This is a genomic window from Halocatena marina (assembly GCF_023276375.1).
GTDB classification, from domain to species: domain Archaea; phylum Halobacteriota; class Halobacteria; order Halobacteriales; family Haloarculaceae; genus Halocatena; species Halocatena marina.
In genome coordinates this window covers 934,469-949,697 of sequence record NZ_JALLPK010000001.1, presented here as the reverse complement: position 1 = coordinate 949,697, position 15,229 = coordinate 934,469, and the positions used below count along the sequence as shown (strand labels likewise).

The 15,229-nt window shown below is 55.8% G+C and carries 15 protein-coding genes and 1 pseudogene; 9 read left to right on the top strand and 7 right to left on the bottom strand.

The features are described 5' to 3' along the window. Nucleotide 1: 1 nt before the first annotated feature. Nucleotides 2-1,105: an ABC transporter ATP-binding protein gene (locus MW898_RS04535; protein ID WP_248904952.1), complete on the bottom strand. Its 1,104-nt coding sequence runs from the start codon at nt 1,103-1,105 to the stop codon at nt 2-4. Between the two features lie 234 nt (nt 1,106-1,339). Here MW898_RS04535 and MW898_RS04530 point away from each other — a divergent pair, with 234 nt between their 5' ends. Genes MW898_RS04530 through MW898_RS04520 form a run of 3 tightly spaced genes read left to right on the top strand, consistent with a single transcriptional unit; the run spans nt 1,340 to nt 4,664 of the window. After that, nucleotides 1,340-2,611, top strand: a complete 1,272-nt coding sequence (locus tag MW898_RS04530; protein WP_248904950.1) for a substrate-binding domain-containing protein — start codon at nt 1,340-1,342, stop codon at nt 2,609-2,611. Nucleotides 2,612-2,619: 8 nt separating this feature from the next. Further along, complete coding sequence (locus tag MW898_RS04525; protein WP_248904948.1) at nt 2,620-3,582, top strand: carbohydrate ABC transporter permease; 963 nt, start codon at nt 2,620-2,622, stop codon at nt 3,580-3,582. Then, a complete protein-coding gene (locus MW898_RS04520) occupies nt 3,582-4,664 on the top strand; it encodes a sugar ABC transporter permease (protein WP_248904946.1) in 1,083 nt (360 codons plus the stop codon). Before MW898_RS04525 ends, MW898_RS04520 begins: the two co-directional genes overlap by 1 nt. A gap of 87 nt (nt 4,665-4,751) precedes the next feature. On the opposite strand, the gene MW898_RS04515 is transcribed toward MW898_RS04520, so the two are convergent. Next, a complete protein-coding gene (locus tag MW898_RS04515; protein ID WP_248904943.1) occupies nt 4,752-5,396 on the bottom strand; it encodes a hypothetical protein in 645 nt (214 codons plus the stop codon). A gap of 313 nt (nt 5,397-5,709) precedes the next feature. Continuing rightward, on the bottom strand, nt 5,710-6,006 hold the full coding sequence (gene yciH, locus MW898_RS04510) for a stress response translation initiation inhibitor YciH (protein ID WP_368409127.1): 297 nt from the start codon (nt 6,004-6,006) through the stop codon (nt 5,710-5,712). A gap of 253 nt (nt 6,007-6,259) precedes the next feature. Here yciH and MW898_RS04505 point away from each other — a divergent pair, with 253 nt between their 5' ends. From MW898_RS04505 to MW898_RS04480, 6 genes and pseudogenes are all read left to right on the top strand, one after another. Then, nucleotides 6,260-7,990 (top strand): hypothetical protein, encoded by a 1,731-nt coding sequence (locus tag MW898_RS04505; RefSeq protein WP_248904941.1) that lies wholly within the window; start codon nt 6,260-6,262, stop codon nt 7,988-7,990. 85 nt (nt 7,991-8,075) lie between these two features. Continuing rightward, nucleotides 8,076-8,354, top strand: a complete 279-nt coding sequence (locus MW898_RS04500; RefSeq protein ID WP_248904938.1) for an acylphosphatase — start codon at nt 8,076-8,078, stop codon at nt 8,352-8,354. A 47-nt stretch (nt 8,355-8,401) separates the two neighbouring features. Next, a complete protein-coding gene (locus tag MW898_RS04495; RefSeq protein WP_248904937.1) occupies nt 8,402-9,823 on the top strand; it encodes an NAD(P)H-hydrate dehydratase in 1,422 nt (473 codons plus the stop codon). Next, nucleotides 9,820-10,296 (top strand): cyclic pyranopterin monophosphate synthase MoaC, encoded by a 477-nt coding sequence (gene moaC, locus MW898_RS04490; protein WP_264822398.1) that lies wholly within the window; start codon nt 9,820-9,822, stop codon nt 10,294-10,296. The genes MW898_RS04495 and moaC overlap by 4 nt, the downstream gene beginning before the upstream one ends. Before the next feature lie 220 nt (nt 10,297-10,516). Beyond that, complete coding sequence (locus tag MW898_RS04485; protein WP_248904935.1) at nt 10,517-11,020, top strand: pyridoxamine 5'-phosphate oxidase family protein; 504 nt, start codon at nt 10,517-10,519, stop codon at nt 11,018-11,020. A gap of 267 nt (nt 11,021-11,287) precedes the next feature. Continuing rightward, nucleotides 11,288-11,521: pseudogene (locus MW898_RS04480) on the top strand (avidin-fold protein); the annotation flags it as partial. A 31-nt stretch (nt 11,522-11,552) separates the two neighbouring features. Here MW898_RS04480 and hflX read toward each other — a convergent pair. From hflX to MW898_RS04460, 4 genes are all read right to left on the bottom strand, one after another. Then, nucleotides 11,553-12,887 carry a GTPase HflX gene (hflX, locus tag MW898_RS04475; protein ID WP_373689826.1) on the bottom strand — a complete coding sequence of 445 codons (1,335 nt, stop codon included), beginning with the start codon at nt 12,885-12,887 and terminating at the stop codon, nt 11,553-11,555. 174 nt (nt 12,888-13,061) lie between these two features. Continuing rightward, nucleotides 13,062-13,787, bottom strand: a complete 726-nt coding sequence (locus MW898_RS04470; RefSeq protein WP_248904931.1) for a ribosome assembly factor SBDS — start codon at nt 13,785-13,787, stop codon at nt 13,062-13,064. A gap of 201 nt (nt 13,788-13,988) precedes the next feature. Then, nucleotides 13,989-14,747: an archaeal proteasome endopeptidase complex subunit alpha gene (gene psmA, locus MW898_RS04465; protein ID WP_248904928.1), complete on the bottom strand. Its 759-nt coding sequence runs from the start codon at nt 14,745-14,747 to the stop codon at nt 13,989-13,991. A gap of 2 nt (nt 14,748-14,749) precedes the next feature. Next, nucleotides 14,750-15,229: an Rpp14/Pop5 family protein gene (locus MW898_RS04460; RefSeq protein ID WP_248904926.1), complete on the bottom strand. Its 480-nt coding sequence runs from the start codon at nt 15,227-15,229 to the stop codon at nt 14,750-14,752.

Below are 15,229 nucleotides of genomic sequence, written 5' to 3'. Positions count from 1 at the left end.
CTCAGGCTGTCAGGGTGGCTTCCGTTAACAGCGATTCACCACTTGTATCGAACAGGTGAACGTCTGACTCGTCGAACGTCACGTCAATCACATCACCCATCTCTGGCTCGATTCCGGCGTCAACTCGAGCAATGAACTCCGGCCCGAGGTCCAAATACAGATAGTTATCACTCCCGACAGGTTCGACAACCTCGACCGTCGTCTCGATTCCATCCTCGACAACAGTGACGTTCTCGGGACGGATGCCGAGTCTGGCCGTCGATAGGTCTGTCTGAGCGATCTGGTGTGCGGATTCGCCGTTCAGTGTGTACTCGAACTGCTCCTCGCAGATGAGAGAGATTCCGTCCGATACCCGCTCGATACTCACATCGAGCATGTTCATCGACGGCGAGCCGACGAAGCCACCGACGAACTCGTTTTTCGGACGCACGTACACATCCGTTGGTGCGCCGGTTTGCTGGAGGATGCCGTTGTTCATGATCGCAAGACGGTCGCCCATCGTCATCGCCTCCTCCTGGTCGTGGGTCACGTAGATAGCCGTGGTCCCGAGCTCCTCCTGTAAGCGTTGGATCTCGGTGCGCATGGTCGTCCGTAGCTTTGCATCGAGGTTGCTCAGCGGTTCATCGAATAAGAACACGTCTGGCTCACGAACGATCGCACGCCCGAGTGCGACCCGCTGTTTCTGTCCACCAGAGAGTTCCGATGGCCGATCTTCGAGGAGCTCCTCGATCCCCATCATCGCCGCTGTTTCGTCGACTTTCTCGTTTCGCTCGTCCGTATCGAGATCTGTGCTCATCCGCAGACCAAACGCCATGTTTTGCCGGACTGTCTTGTGAGGGTAGAGCGCGTAATTTTGAAACACCATCGCCACATCACGGTGACGCGCGGACGTCTCGGTGACATCCGTATCGCCGATCAGCACCCGTCCAGATGTCGGCTGTTCTAATCCTGCAATCATCCGAAGTGTTGTCGATTTTCCACAGCCTGACGGCCCGACGACCGTGACGAACTCGCCGTCTTCGACCTGCAAAGAAAGGTCCTCAACCGCGACAATGCGCCCACTGTCGAACTCCTTTCGCAATGAATCGAGCGTTACTGTTGCCATCTGCCAAAGGCTACGGATGATAGAATATAGCTCTTGCCCCATTCGATGAATTTGGGAAGTATGATTTCATAGTCTTTCTTCTCATTCGACCTCGTGCGACCGATGCAACCGACGTCAGTCCCAGCACGATCGCAGTCAAGACCGGCCGCTCCACAACGCCCTTACGATGACAATATGACGTGTGATCTCCGAAGGATTTAAGGTGTGAAAAACTGTTTCATCTAATATTCACGCATGACAATGAATCGCAGAGACGTGTTGAAGCACATCGGTGGTGCGAGCGCTATTGCGGCGTTTGCGGGCTGTCTCGACGTACAACAACAGGATTCCGGAACTGACGGTGACGGAGGTGGCACCCAGTCCGGAACGAAAACAGGTGATAACGGCCCTGCCGGGTCGGCGAAAGCGTGGTACTCACTTTCGGAGTCAGAGATTTCGGCGCGAAAAAGCGTTATCGAGGCGTTCAACGGTCAATCCCAACACACGATCAAAGGGGCCGACATCTCTGATTTAGAAAAGAAAACGAACAGCGCGATTCCTGCGGGGCAGGGTCCTCAAATCTTCGAGTGGGCACACGATTGGGTGGGTGACTACGTTCAGCGTGATTTCGTTGTCGACCAGAGCGATCAGCTTGATGTGAACCTCGATGTGTTTACGAGTGCGGCTGCCGAGGCCATTCAGTTCGAGGACAACGTCGTCGGGCTTCCACACGCGGCCGAGACGGTGACGCTGATCTACAACACCGATATCGTGGACAAGCCACCGAAAACGGTCGCCGATATGGTCTCAACGATGAAAGAGCACCACGATCCAGGCAACGACAAGTACGGGTTGAGTTATCCGTTCGACCCGTACTTCACCAGCGCGTGGCTCCAAGCGTTCGGCGGCTACTACTTTGATTCGAGCAAGGATCCGATGCTCGGTGTCAATCGTCCAAAGACCGTTCAGGGTCTCGAATTCGCACTCAAGAACTTCAAACCGTACATGGCCAACGATCCGACGTACGAACCACAAGCCGCCGTTTTCGCCGAGGGTAACGCCGCGTTCGCCATCAATGGCCCGTGGTATCTCTCGACGCTCAACGAGAAAGGTGTGAACTACGAGGTCACGCGCCTCCCGACACCAAACGGCGGGACGGCCACACCCTACACTGGTATCAACATGTGGTATTTCTCGAAAGGCATGGAAAAAGACACTGCTGATGCCGCAGCCGCGCGTTCGTTCGTCGAGTGGTACGTTACGAACGAAGATCATATCCTCACACTCGCAAAGGAACAGGGATCCATCCCGGTTCTCGCAGATCTGGTCGGGAGTGATAAGCTTCCGAACGCTGTCCAGGCGTTCTCACAAACAGTCAAGCAGGGAACACCGATGCCGACTCATCCGAAGATGAACGAGGTCTGGTCGGCGATGGAACCCGCGCTCATCAAAGCGTTCAATGGGGATGCCAATGCGAAGGCAGCGTTGGATCAAGCTGCGAAGACGATCCGTAGTAATTGGAAGTAGTTCCCAGTATGAGTACGCTTTCACGCGCTGCACGCCGAATAGGGGAGGTCCCGTTTCTCGACGAGCGAGACGTTTCCTTGCTGTTCGTTCTGCCAGGACTGTTCGTGTTTGCGGCGTTCATGTTGTTTCCAGTGGTGTATCTCGTCGGGATTTCGTTCACAAACGCTGATCCGACGACTCTCTACGCTGGCGATGGCATTCTCTCGGTCCTCACGTTCGGAGAGGCGAGTATCGTCGGGATCGAGAACTACATCCTCGTTCTCTCCGATCCCATGTTCTGGAACTCGTTCGGTGTCACGTGGCTGTTTGTCGCCACGAGTGTCACGCTGAAGATCGGACTGAGTATCGGTATCGCGCTAGTGTTGACTAATGACCGCGTGCGCGGCAAACGAGTCATGCGGTCGTTCATCATTCTCCCGATGGGACTTCCCGCGATCTTCACGATCACGGTGTGGCGCGGGATCTTCAGTTCCGCTCAGTTCGGTCTCGCCAATCAGCTTCTTGGGACGTTCGGTAGCGAATCCATCTCGTGGTTGTCTCAGCGATGGACGGCCTTTTTCGCGTACAACGTCACGGAGGCGTGGCTCGCCTACCCGTTCATGGTCATCATCACTGTGAGCGCTCTGCAGGATGTCCCTGAAGAACTGCACGAAGCGGCGAAGGTTGACGGTGCGAGCTATTTCGCGCGGTTTCTGCACATCACACTGCCGTCGATCAAACGACCAGTGCTGTTCGCGTCGATTCTGACAGCTGCAGCGTCGTTCCAGCAGTTTCTCATCCCGTATGTGTTCAATCAGGGTGGTCCTGCTCGAGCGAACGAACTAATCGTTGTGTACGGCTACCGTGAGGCGTTCTCGTTCTCGAAATACGGACGCGGTGCGGCAATCAGCCTCATTGCAGTCGTTTTCATCGGCGCGTTCATGTGGCTGAACGTCAAGCGCGGACGGCTCGCCGAGGGTGTCTCAGAATGATGCGCCTTCTTCGAAACGCCGGTCGAGCGGTGAAAACAAACACGGCGGCAATCGCGTATTCGACGATCGATACGGGTCGGAGCGTCAGATACACGATCGCTGCCATCAGGCGGGGTGAGCGTTCGCCCATCGATCCACTGCGGACGCTTATAGCAACGACGGGCGCGCTCGTGTTGGTGTTGGCGCTACTGTTCCCGATCTACTGGATTCTCATGGCCGCACTGTCCAGTTCTGGTGGGTCGATCTATTCCTCGGGAGGACTCACCCTTGTTCCGGACGATCCGACGCTTCAGGCGTTCGTCTGGGTGATCGGAGATCTCATCATCCCGGCGTACACCATCTCGGTGAACATCCCGCTCACTAATCTTGCGGTCGTATTCAACACACCGTCGTTCGTCATACTCGATGCTGCTCACTACGGTGTCGAAAATCCGTCTAACTTCAAACACTTCCTGTGGAACAGCATCACGGTTGCGATCCCGACCGTGATCATCGCCATGTGCCTCGTTGTGCCAGCAGCGTACGCACTCTCGCGCAAGACGTTCATCTTCCGTCGGAAGATACTGTTCTTGTACGTGTTACTGACACAAGTCGGCGGTGGGCTCGGTATCGCGTTGTTGATCGGTTTGTACGCTGTCTACGTGCAGCTCGGCATCAACGACAGCAAGCTTGCACTGTCGGTCTACTACGCGGCGACGGCAGTCCCGTTCAACACGTGGTTGTTGAAGACGTATATGGATGGCATCCCGGTGGCGTACGAAGAGGCAGCAGTCGTTGACGGTGCGCCGCCGTGGCGAATCGTCGTCGAGGTCATTCTACCGCTGTCGGCTGCTGGACTCGCAACGGTGTTCATCTTCACGTTCCTCACTGGATGGACAGAGTTCGTCGTCGCTCAGACGCTGCTCGGCACAGAGAACTATACGCTCCCCGTTGGGCTGTTCTCGCTCGTTAGCGAGTACTCCATCCCGTGGGCGCGCTTTTCGGCATTCGCGCTCACGTTTGCGACACCGATCATGCTCGTGTATTTGGTGGCACAACGCTATATCGAAGGCGGTCTCTCCTTCAGTGGGATGGAAGGATAGCAGTCTGAGATTCAACGCTTTCGATCATCAAACAGTCGTGTCTCTTGGTCTGGATCCGAACTGAATTCAGAGAACAACACACTACGACTACTTATCAATTGAACAGGGTACTTGCTTCGATACGGTCTGTACGTTGAGCGATCCACCTTCCTGAACTGTGATTTTCGTCGAAGAGTGTTGGCAACCAGATTGTGCGGGCGTGACATCGGCCGTCGCCGACGCTCCTGCTTTAGGGATCGTCGCGACGATAGTGTACTGCTCGGGATCGATAAGAGAAATATCGACCGAAGCCTCTGCGTCGAGGTTGTACGTCTCTTTGAGGCGAGTCATATCGGTAGGGCTGCTCTCCTTTGATGAAGGAGACATTCGGATAATGAGCGTTGTCGTCCATGCGGTATCGGTCGGATTCGAGAGCGTTACCCTGTACGACGATCGTGACTGATTGTGAGACGATGCTTCGTCACCGATCGTGAGTTCTCTCCGTTCACCGTTAGCGATCTGTTCGGTGGAATCGTTCGTGTCCGTCGTAGCTGTCGGAGGAGCAGGGGACGCCTTGGTGGATGTGGTGTTTGTTGAATTACGTTCGACAGAACTATCTGATGTCGTATTATTCTTAGATCGAGACAAGCTGGTAGATGACGACTCTTCATCACTCTTCGTCAGAGAGAGACAGCCAGAGAGTGTTGTGACAGCAAAGCTGACTGCTCCGAGAAACGTTCTGCGTCTCATCATACGAGGTTGTTTATTGTGGCGGTTATCATAGCTACCTTTGCGTTAAAGACCTCTTTTATTCCACCCACTCACCTCACTATTAGAATCATACGCGATTCGACAAGGATGGATCTGTTATCTACATACCACTCACTATCAAAAAATGAAAGAGAGTCGAGTGGGATCGTCGACATCGAACACCCGTCTACGAGACGATGGGCAGTTCGGAGTGTGATGAGTGAAATGACAGACGTATTTGTGTAATATCACAAGATGGTATGGCGAGACAAAGCATCTTCAGAGGCAGGATAATCCGCTGACCGCACGCCGTTTTTCATTCAATCTCGAATCCTTCTTCTCGAAGAATCTGCCGCAGTCGGTCTCCATGCTCGCCCTGCAGTTCGATACGATCGTCGGTCACGGTGCCACCGACTGCAAGCGAATGCTTCAGTGTCGATGCAATCTCCGTGAGATCGGCGGACGATGAGTCGAATCCTTCGACGATAGTCACTGCCTTCCCGTAGCGACGAGTGTCGACGCGGATCGAGACGCGCTGTTCAGATCGATCGAGGTCCTCCCCGATTCCGAGATCCTCGGGAAGTCCGGAAATGTCTGTGGGATCGTTACTCACGACACATCTCTATTGGGCGCGATCGTACAAAGCACCTCGGCACATAACCCATCTGTCATTACGAATAGTACACGCTCTAAGCGGCATGAAACACGATATGTGAGATGATACATTGATGTGTGAGTAATCAGAATCGAAGAATGAATGGTCTTCGCGTACGCTTTTCCGTCAGTAGTGGAGCGTCGTCGCTCCGATGAATCGCTGTCAGCCAGTGCTACCGAACCGGTTAGGACGTTCGAGGAAGGTATGATCCATGGCTGAGACACGGTGGGTACGACAGAGCATCCGGATCGGTGTCGTCGAGTTTCGCCGATCGATGCGCACGCTTCGAGGATCGACAGCGCGCTTGTTCTTTCTCGGCGGCGTCTCCATCGTGTGGAGTCTCATGTTGCTCGGATTCTCGGTTCTCTTCGCCAATTCATTGCGATCGATCCCGAGACCGATTTTGCTTCCCAGTTCAATGCGGGGGGCAGTTGGATTGTACTGGTTGTTTGACGTCTTCATGGTCGGTAATCGAGTCATTTCACAACACTCCCGAATCGACAGCGAGGAGGTCGTGCTCACGGCCGTTTCTGCCCGAACAGCGGCAAGTGGTCTCGTCGTTGCCGAGATATTTCGGATCTTAGCGTATCTCGCTGCCCCAACGATCATCATCAGCGGACTGTTCGTATACGCATTCCAAACACCAGCGAGTGTCGTGTTTGTTCCGCTCGCAGTCGTGTTATTTGTGGTGAGCAGCGTCGTTGTCGCGTACGCATGTGGCTTCGCTGGGGCCTTTCTTCTGTCTCGTTCCCGGATCGTCGCCCGCTATAAGACACCAATCGGAATCTCCCTCATTGTCCTGTTCTTCGGCGGATACTCCGTGTTACAGTATGCCCCCACTATTGACATGGGCATTGATAGTGGCGTTCTCGCGTGGCTTCCTATCAGCTGGTACGGCGATCTCGCAGTCGTCGGAACGGCGATCTCGCAGTCGTGGATGCGCGTGGGGGGAGTGCTCATCACCACAGCCATCATCCTGCTTGGGGGCGGCTACGCGATCGAGCGAATCACAAGCGCGTTCTGGTTCGACGCCCCCATAGCTCCGAGCAGCGAGAAGAAATCGACTGCTCGAAAGACACCAATGCATTCGTTCTGGCATCCGTCCGATCTCGATGCGCCAACGCGGAGCGTTGCTCAGGTGATGCTCACCAGAACGTGGCGAAACCCCTCCCGTATCTCGTTCGCGTTACTGCCGATCTTCATCGCTGGCAGTGTGCTCATCAACGCCAGCCAATTCGGTCTGCTGTTCGTCGTGGCACCCCTCATCGCTGCAATCGTCATTCCGTGGACTGCTGGGTTGCTGTTCGGCTTGAATCCGCTTGGGGATGCTGGAGGAGTGCTCCCAACGGTGCTCACGACGCGACTCACAGGAATACAGTTCATTACCGGACTCACAATCCCTGGGCGAGTCATTGGGCTTTCGGCAACAGTCGTTCTAACGCTTGCAACTGGTGTTGTGAGCCCGTATTCGCTGATTGAGCGAGGAGGGCTGCTCCTCCTCGGAATCACGGTGGTATTCCTATCCGTTCGGCTTGCCCCGCTCGTCGGACTGTGGTTTCCTCGATTCAGCGCCATTAGCGTCGGACAGCGTCGCACAGTCGTCCCTCCCAGCATCACCGCAGTGGTGGTTCATTCGCTCGTCACGCTTGGGCTTGCGATCCCAGCAGCCACCGCACTGCTCGCACCAGCTGGTGTCCGGACCGCTCTCCGACTGCTCGTTAGTGGTCTCGTTCCCGTCTTCCTTACGCAACTGGCGGCTGCTGGGATGCCAGTTGCTTCGGGAATCGCGCTGTTCCAATCGTTCGGAGCAACGATCGGGTCGATCCCGACGCAGTGGATCCAACTTGTCGGCTTGGGGGGGCCGGTCGTGATCGCAATCGTCGTCGCAGACCGGTCGGTTCGGTACGCAGCACGCCGATTCGAGACGTATACAATCCAGTAACCGAACACCCACGCTGTGGTAGGTACAGCTCAGTGCACGCTGCGCCCCAGATCATTTTACGCTCGCGCCGATAGAGGACTGTGATATGTCCGATCGAACACGCGCACACGTCTTCGTCTCAGGGAATGTACAGGGAGTGTTCTACCGCGCAACGACACGCGAGAAGGCACAAGAGCAGGGTGTCGATGGTTGGGTGAAGAATCTCGAAGACGGACGTGTAGAGGCCGTCTTTGAGGGGCCGCCGGACGCTGTCGAGGCGATGATCGAGTGGTGTCACACGGGGAGTCCGCAGGCTGACGTGGAACGCGTTGAAACGGAATTCAGTGACCCAAAAGGAGCACAAGAATTTCAGGTACGGCGCTGAGAGGGCGGTCCCGCACGCTTAACCGACGAGCCGACGAACGTTCACCCATGATTTCAATCGAGGAAATGGCCGTAGTCGATGAGAATGCGGCCGCACTCGGTGTCCCACAAAAACAGTTGATGGAATCCAGTGGGAGCGCCGTTGCTCGGACAGTCAAAGAGCTCGCTGAACCGGGCGCACGTATAGCGATCGTCGCGGGACGTGGGAACAATGGTGGCGATAGTTTCGTAACCGCACGGTTTCTCGACAGTGAATACGAGCTGACGATTTTTTTGCTCGGGCGCGAGGAGACGATCAGCACAGCGATCACACGAGAAAACTGGGACGCACTCGAACAGGGCGAATACGACGCTCGTGAGGTGCGTGACTCGCAAGATTTCGATCTTGATTCACCGGATGTCATCGTCGACGCGATGCTCGGAACAGGAGTACGAGGGGCGCCTCGGGAGCCAGAGCGTAGTGCTATCGAGACGATCAACGCGAGCGAAGCGACGACCGTCGCAGTCGATGTCCCCTCCGGAATCGACGCAGACACTGGTGAGGCAGCGAACGTCGCGATCGAGGCAGATCATGTAGTCACGTTTCACGATATGAAGCCCGGTCTCGCTTCGATCGATGTTCCTGTGACGGTCGCTGATATTGGTATTCCATCGATGGCCGACACGATCGTCGAGCAGGGGGATCTTCTCCGACTCAGTCGGGATCCGGACAGCCACAAAGGGGACAACGGTACGGTGCTCGTCATCGGTGGTGGACCATACACCGGGGCACCGGCGCTTTCTGCGCAGGCTGCACTGAGTGCCGGTGCCGACCTCGTCCGCGTTGCCTGTCCAGAATCGGTCGCTGCAACCGTACAGAGCTACCACGAGGGACTCATTACGATGCCAGTGGACGGCGATCGACTGGCATCCGATCACGTCGATCAGTTGCTCGATATCGCTGCCGAACAGGACGCCGTCGTTCTTGGTCCAGGGCTTGGCGCACACGAGGACACGCTCGTTGCGGCTAGTGCATTTCTCTCCGAATTCGATGGAACCTGCGTTGTCGACGCTGATCCCCTCGGTGTCGTCTCCGAGACCGACGCTACGCTCGTCTGTACTCCTCACGCGGGCGAATTCCGACGTATGGGTGGTGACCCGAGTGACGACTGGCGCGAACGGATGGACGATGTAGAGACGCTTGCTGATGAGCTCGATGCAACGATTCTCCTGAAAGGGAAGTACGACGTGCTCTCTGACGGCGATCGAACGCGAGTTAATCGGACCGGAACACCGGCAATGACTGTTGGTGGGACGGGCGACGTACTCGCGGGGGCAACAGGCGCGTTCGCGGCTATTCTCGAACCGATCGATGCAGCAGCACTTGGAGCGTATGTCAACGGGAAGGCGGGCGAGCTCGCTGCCGATGGGCGAGCATCAATCTCCCCCCGAGATCTCATCGATCATCTACCGGAGGTGATTCAGTCGTGAGCGACGACCTGACCCACACCGATGAGGACCAATCGGTCCAGATGGTCGATGTGGGCGAAAAGCCAGACTCCAAGCGTCGAGCGGTCGCATCCGGGGATATTCTCCTTCAAAAATCTACAATCGATGCCATTCAAGAGGACGAGATCGGGAAAGGAAACGTGCTTGCGACAGCCCGCGTCGGAGCCGTGCAGGCGGTCAAGCACACATGGGAATCGATCCCGATGTGTCATCAGATACCGATTACGAACATTGATACGGATTTCACCGTGAAAAACGACCGAGTGACGCTCGAAGTGGGCGTCGAAACGATCGGTAAAACTGGCTGTGAGATGGAAGCACTCACAGGAGTAACGACCGGATTGAACGTCGTCTGGGACATGGTGAAGGCAGTCGAGAAAGATGACGACGGACAGTACCCAGAGGCACGAATCACGGATATTCGTGTAATCAAAAAACAAAAGTTGAAGATATGACGGAAAAGCGACATCGAACGAACCTGACAGCGAGTAGTGAGCGAGGAGAGAATACAGACGAAGCCTCCGCCGTCTCTACCGTATCATGATTTCAGCACCGACTCGCTTATCTCTGTAACAATCGTAGAACTCCTGAGCACGGTAGAACCATCGTATCACTGATAGCTCGTTCTGGTATGCTCAGACGGGTTCATGACCGCTGTGATTCCACTACTCATCCATGACTGATCAAAAACCAACAGACGTACAGCCGCTTGGAGACACAACAGCTACTACTCCGTGGAAAAAAGCGCGCCAGCAGCTCGCAGAATCAGACTACTACTGGCTAACAACGAATCGTCCAGACAAGCGTCCGCATACACGACCACTGTTGGCTGTTTTGACGGCAAATTCACTGTACTTCTCTGCGGGGCCAACTACGCGAAAGAGTAAGAATCTGGTCATCGATTCGCACTGCAGTATTGCGACTGAAACAGATTATTTCCACTTTGTGGTCGAAGGTGCGGCGAGAAAAGTGAATGACGAGGGCATGCTTCAAAACGTGGCTGACGCGTACGCGACGAAATACGGGTGGCAAGTGGACGTCCGTGACGGCGCAGTCTACGCAGACGGTGCACCAACCGCTGGACCACCCCCGTACGCGGTCTACGAAGTAGCGATGGCGACCGTCTTCGGCTTCAGTTTGGACGAATCATTCACCCCGACCCGGTGGCACTTCGAATAGTGGAACTAGTTGAACACAAAATATCGACGACAGACCTACGAATCCGCCATCACGCGTTGATGTATTCAGAACCCGATCAGGGTTTAAAAGAGACAGAAACTCAAAATATACTGTGAACTCGACATAGATTATGTTACTGTATTACGATCCTACCGTATGGCCGACGAAATTTCACTCGACGGACGCACACTCGTTGCCGTTGCAAACGATGGAGGGGAAGTGAACGAAGAGACACAGTTCGCCTTCGCATAGGACGAAAATCGAGTCTGTGCACACTATTCGGGAGGAGACATCGTTGATGGGTACTTGGTTGGGACGTTCGAAGATGCTCAGTTGGACATTCGGTACGTTCAAATAAACACACGTGCTGAGACAGCGACCGGACACTCTGTCGGGGACGTCGAGTTGCTGGACGACAACCGCGTCCGTATCGAAGATGAGTGGGAATGGGAATCGAAAGACGGAACTGGCGAATCCATCCTCGAAGAAGTCAGTCAGTAACGTCAATGTATCCAAGCGGACGGCGTCAGAGTCAGGACTCGGCCGGGACGGAGAGCGTGCCTGCCTTCGAGCGCGACTGTTCGACGATAGCTGGTCGAGCTTCGAAATCGACGATTACCTGTTCACCGTAGGTCACATCGTTGACACGGGCGTTGTCGTGAATCCACGAGACGAGGCTCATGGTGTCGTCAGTCATCGGCAACACCAACCGCTCGTGCTCGAATGGGGGCAGCTCTCGATCGATGCGATCGAGCAGCCCATCGATTTTCGCTCCTTCCACGGCGCTCACAGCGATTGGATTCGGCGCAAGCGCGGACAGCGCGTTCATCTTCTGTTCACACTCCTCTTCGTCGATCAGATCGATCTTGTTCAGTACTGTGACGATTGGAGCTTCGTTTCGCTCGTATAGAGTGTCGTGACAGGTAACGAGCTTCTCTCGGATCTCTTCAGTCGGTTCTGAAATGTCTACGACAAGCAAAACGAGATCTGCCCGATAGACGGCATCGAGCGTGGATTTGAACGATTCGACCAACCAATGTGGAAGATCCGATATAAATCCAACCGTGTCGGTTACGAGCACGTCGCGCCGGTCCATATCCGCTCGTCGCGTCGTCGTTCCGAGCGTCGTGAAGAGGCGATTTTCCGACTCGGCGGTTGTATCGAGATCTGGGTGGCGGTGTTCGTTCTCGTCTACGTCGAGATCACGGGCGAGTCGCCGGAGCAGCGTCGATTTCCCGGCGTTGGTGTAGCCCGCGAGCGCGACGAGATCGAATCCGGACTCGCGGCGCTGTTCGCGGCGCTTTTCCTCGTCTTCCTCGATCTGGCGCAGTTCCTCGCGGATGCGACTGATTCGCTTTTTGATGTCTTGCTCGCGGCTCTCATCGTACTCACCGAGACCCATGAAGCCGGGGCGCTCATCGCGCTTTGCGAGACTCACCTTCGCTTGGACTCGTGGGAGTTCGTATCTGAGTTCGGCTAACTCGACCTGTAGCTGCGCCGTTCGGGTTTGGGCACGCTGTCCGAAAATGTCGAGAATGAGCCTGAAGCGGTCGATAACTTCCACACCGTCTGGGAGCCTGTTTCCGAGGTTGAACGTTTGGTACGGTCCGAGACGATTGTCGAAGACGACCCTCCCTGCACCAGTCTCTTCGAGCATTCGAGCGAGTTCGTCGACCTTCCCCGTCCCGAAACAGAGCGCAGGATCCTCGGTTCGTGTCTGTGTGACCTCACCGACGATCCGATACCCTCCCGAGCGGGTCAGATCACGAATTTCCTCTGTGTCTGGGGTGGCTGTCCCTGATCCCGTCCCTTGATCAACGCGCGCTGCGATAACCGCAGCCTCTGGATCGCGTAGTGTTTCCGTCACTCACACTATGATAGATGGCCAGTCCACTTAATCCTCAGGGACAAACGATTGTGGTCCGCCAAACCAATCACAAGAGTACCCCCGGCGACGGAGATAAAATGATCCACAGCAAGAGGATCCCGTGGCCATCAGTGCCGAAGCACGAGCCAGTGGTAGTGGTCTCCAGAAAGAGTGTTATCGCGTGCCGAGTTCGTCCTCGTCTTTGACGACGCGTGTCTCTGCTTCGCCACTCGATACTTGGTTGACGAGTTCGTAGAAATCGTTCTGGAGTCCGGCTGGGAATTCGAGAACACCAACCCAGGAACCGTCTGCCTGCCACTCCTCGCGTTGGAGGTCGCCAAACTGCCGGATACGCGCTTGTCCACTTCCGGCGTGTTCGGCTGGCAGTCTGACCGCGATGACAACCTCATCGAATCGGATTGGGATGATCGGCCGAAGTTCGTCGAGCGCCTCGTCGATCTGGTTTTCTACCGGCTCCATCGGATCAACCGTGAATCCTGCCTCCTCAAGCGCACGCTCGATGCGTTCGGGCGGATGGGGAGCGTCATCCATCTGTGGATTGACAGCGTTTCGCGCGATGCGGTTGATGAGCTGTTTGCGTTTTCGCTCCTGCATCTCTCGACGCTGATCTGCCGTGATCTGGATGTCTCCGCGCTCTATCACTTCGGGGATGATCTGCATTGGATCCGTCGTTTCGAAGACTGTTTCGAGATCGTCAGCAGCGGGACGATCGCCACGGGCCGCATCCTCGAAGACATCCTCTGCGGCGATGACTTCCGCAAGATCGTCATCGAACTCACCACGCTTGATCGCGAGTGCCGCATCCGGATCGACTAGCACCTCGAATTGCGCACCGTGTGATTCAAGTCGCGCTGTTACTGCTTCGTCAAGTGATATCATACGATATATCCGGCTATTCACGGGGCAGTAAAGTGTGTTTCCTCCCTCCAACACGAGGGACGGATTCAATCACGGGTTTTCTATCTCGTGTATTGTACGTTAATAGATGCGTTGTGACACCAGTATTTAACAGCTGGAATGGAAATTGAAGTCGAACCGAAGATTGAGTTCAGAGGTGCGCTCGCAGCGCGTTTCGTTGCGTTACTCGTCTGTTTCCGTTTCCGTTTCGTCTGCGAGCAGGTCGTGCTCGGAGAGGTACGACTCGACCTCACTTTCATCGAGTACGCGATACTGTTCGGATTCAGTGTCGATCGTCGTGACACCGAGACCCTCTGGCCGCAGTCCGTCTTCGTTGACCGACGCAAGTCCGTTGAGTGCGAGTCCGATACCGCCATCGAGATCCATCTCTTCTTGATAGTTCTCTTTGAGATGGTCCTCAATGTCGGATCGGTTTGCTCCGACTGCGAGGGCCTTCCACTCGTAAGGCGTTCCCGAAGGGTCAGTCTCGAAGAGACGGGGTTGGCCATCGTCGATACCGCCGATGATAAGCGCGACACCGAATGGACGTGCGCCACCGACCTGCGTGTACTGCTGAATGTTGTCCGTGACCGCTTTCGTCAACGTCTCGACACTAATCGGCTCGTCGTAGCGGAGCCTGTTGATCTGCGCGTGACGACGCGCGTAGTCGATGAGTTGACGAGCGTCGGCAACGTGGCCAGCACTGGCGATACCAATGTGGTCGTCGGCTTTGTGAAGCTTCTCGACGCTCGTTCCGACCAGCAACGGCGAGCGAATCCGTTTGTCAGCGACGAGAACGACACCGTCAGATGTTCGTACTCCGATGCTTGCTGTCCCGCGCTTGACTGCTTCGCGCGCGTACTCTACCTGATACAATCGGCCGTCCGGAGAGAAGATGGTAATCCCTCGATCGTAGGCCTGCTGTTGAGATTGTCCCTGCATAGTTACTCAATATCGTAGTCGGTCGCACCCGCAAACCCGTTGTCGGTTCGTACGTCGATACACCGATCCCGCACGACTGCGAACCGACCGGCGTCCTCGAATGCAACGGTTCTCTCCTCTGTGCTTTCCAACGGGCGCCGTATATACCTTTCTTCGCAGGCTCGGACCGTCCCGCTGATGCCACGGACGGTGAGACGAACGGACTGATCATCGACACTGCTCACACACGCGATAACTGCCCGAGCGCGTTCAACCGCATCGCGCCGGACGCGCACCACTGCGTTGCCGACGCCGTCTTCGAATACGAACGCATATACACTCAGATCGATCGCAGCGCTGCCCACGTCGCCGATGAGGTTCTGGGCCGCATACCAGAGCTCGCGCTGGAACGCGCCACGGTCGATTGCTGCGTTCGGCCACGACTCGATGGCGACACCGACGTAACGCCAGCGAGGACGGAGATGCTTCGGAAGATGACGCAC

Excerpts from the sequence above, each read along its gene's own strand:
- MW898_RS04525 (WP_248904948.1), top strand. The coding sequence starts at position 2,620 with ATGAGTACGCTTTCACGCGCTGCACGCCGAATAGGGGAGGTCCCGTTT.
- MW898_RS04520 (WP_248904946.1), top strand. The coding sequence starts at position 3,582 with ATGCGCCTTCTTCGAAACGCCGGTCGAGCGGTGAAAACAAACACGGCG.
- MW898_RS04500 (WP_248904938.1), top strand. The coding sequence starts at position 8,076 with ATGTCCGATCGAACACGCGCACACGTCTTCGTCTCAGGGAATGTACAG.
- MW898_RS04485 (WP_248904935.1), top strand. The coding sequence starts at position 10,517 with ATGACTGATCAAAAACCAACAGACGTACAGCCGCTTGGAGACACAACA.
- MW898_RS04530 (WP_248904950.1), top strand. The coding sequence starts at position 1,340 with ATGACAATGAATCGCAGAGACGTGTTGAAGCACATCGGTGGTGCGAGC.
- MW898_RS04515 (WP_248904943.1), bottom strand. The coding sequence starts at position 5,396 with ATGATGAGACGCAGAACGTTTCTCGGAGCAGTCAGCTTTGCTGTCACA.
- psmA (WP_248904928.1), bottom strand. The coding sequence starts at position 14,747 with ATGCAGGGACAATCTCAACAGCAGGCCTACGATCGAGGGATTACCATC.
- MW898_RS04535 (WP_248904952.1), bottom strand. The coding sequence starts at position 1,105 with ATGGCAACAGTAACGCTCGATTCATTGCGAAAGGAGTTCGACAGTGGG.
- MW898_RS04505 (WP_248904941.1), top strand. The coding sequence starts at position 6,260 with ATGGCTGAGACACGGTGGGTACGACAGAGCATCCGGATCGGTGTCGTC.
- MW898_RS04495 (WP_248904937.1), top strand. The coding sequence starts at position 8,402 with ATGATTTCAATCGAGGAAATGGCCGTAGTCGATGAGAATGCGGCCGCA.
- MW898_RS04470 (WP_248904931.1), bottom strand. The coding sequence starts at position 13,787 with ATGATATCACTTGACGAAGCAGTAACAGCGCGACTTGAATCACACGGT.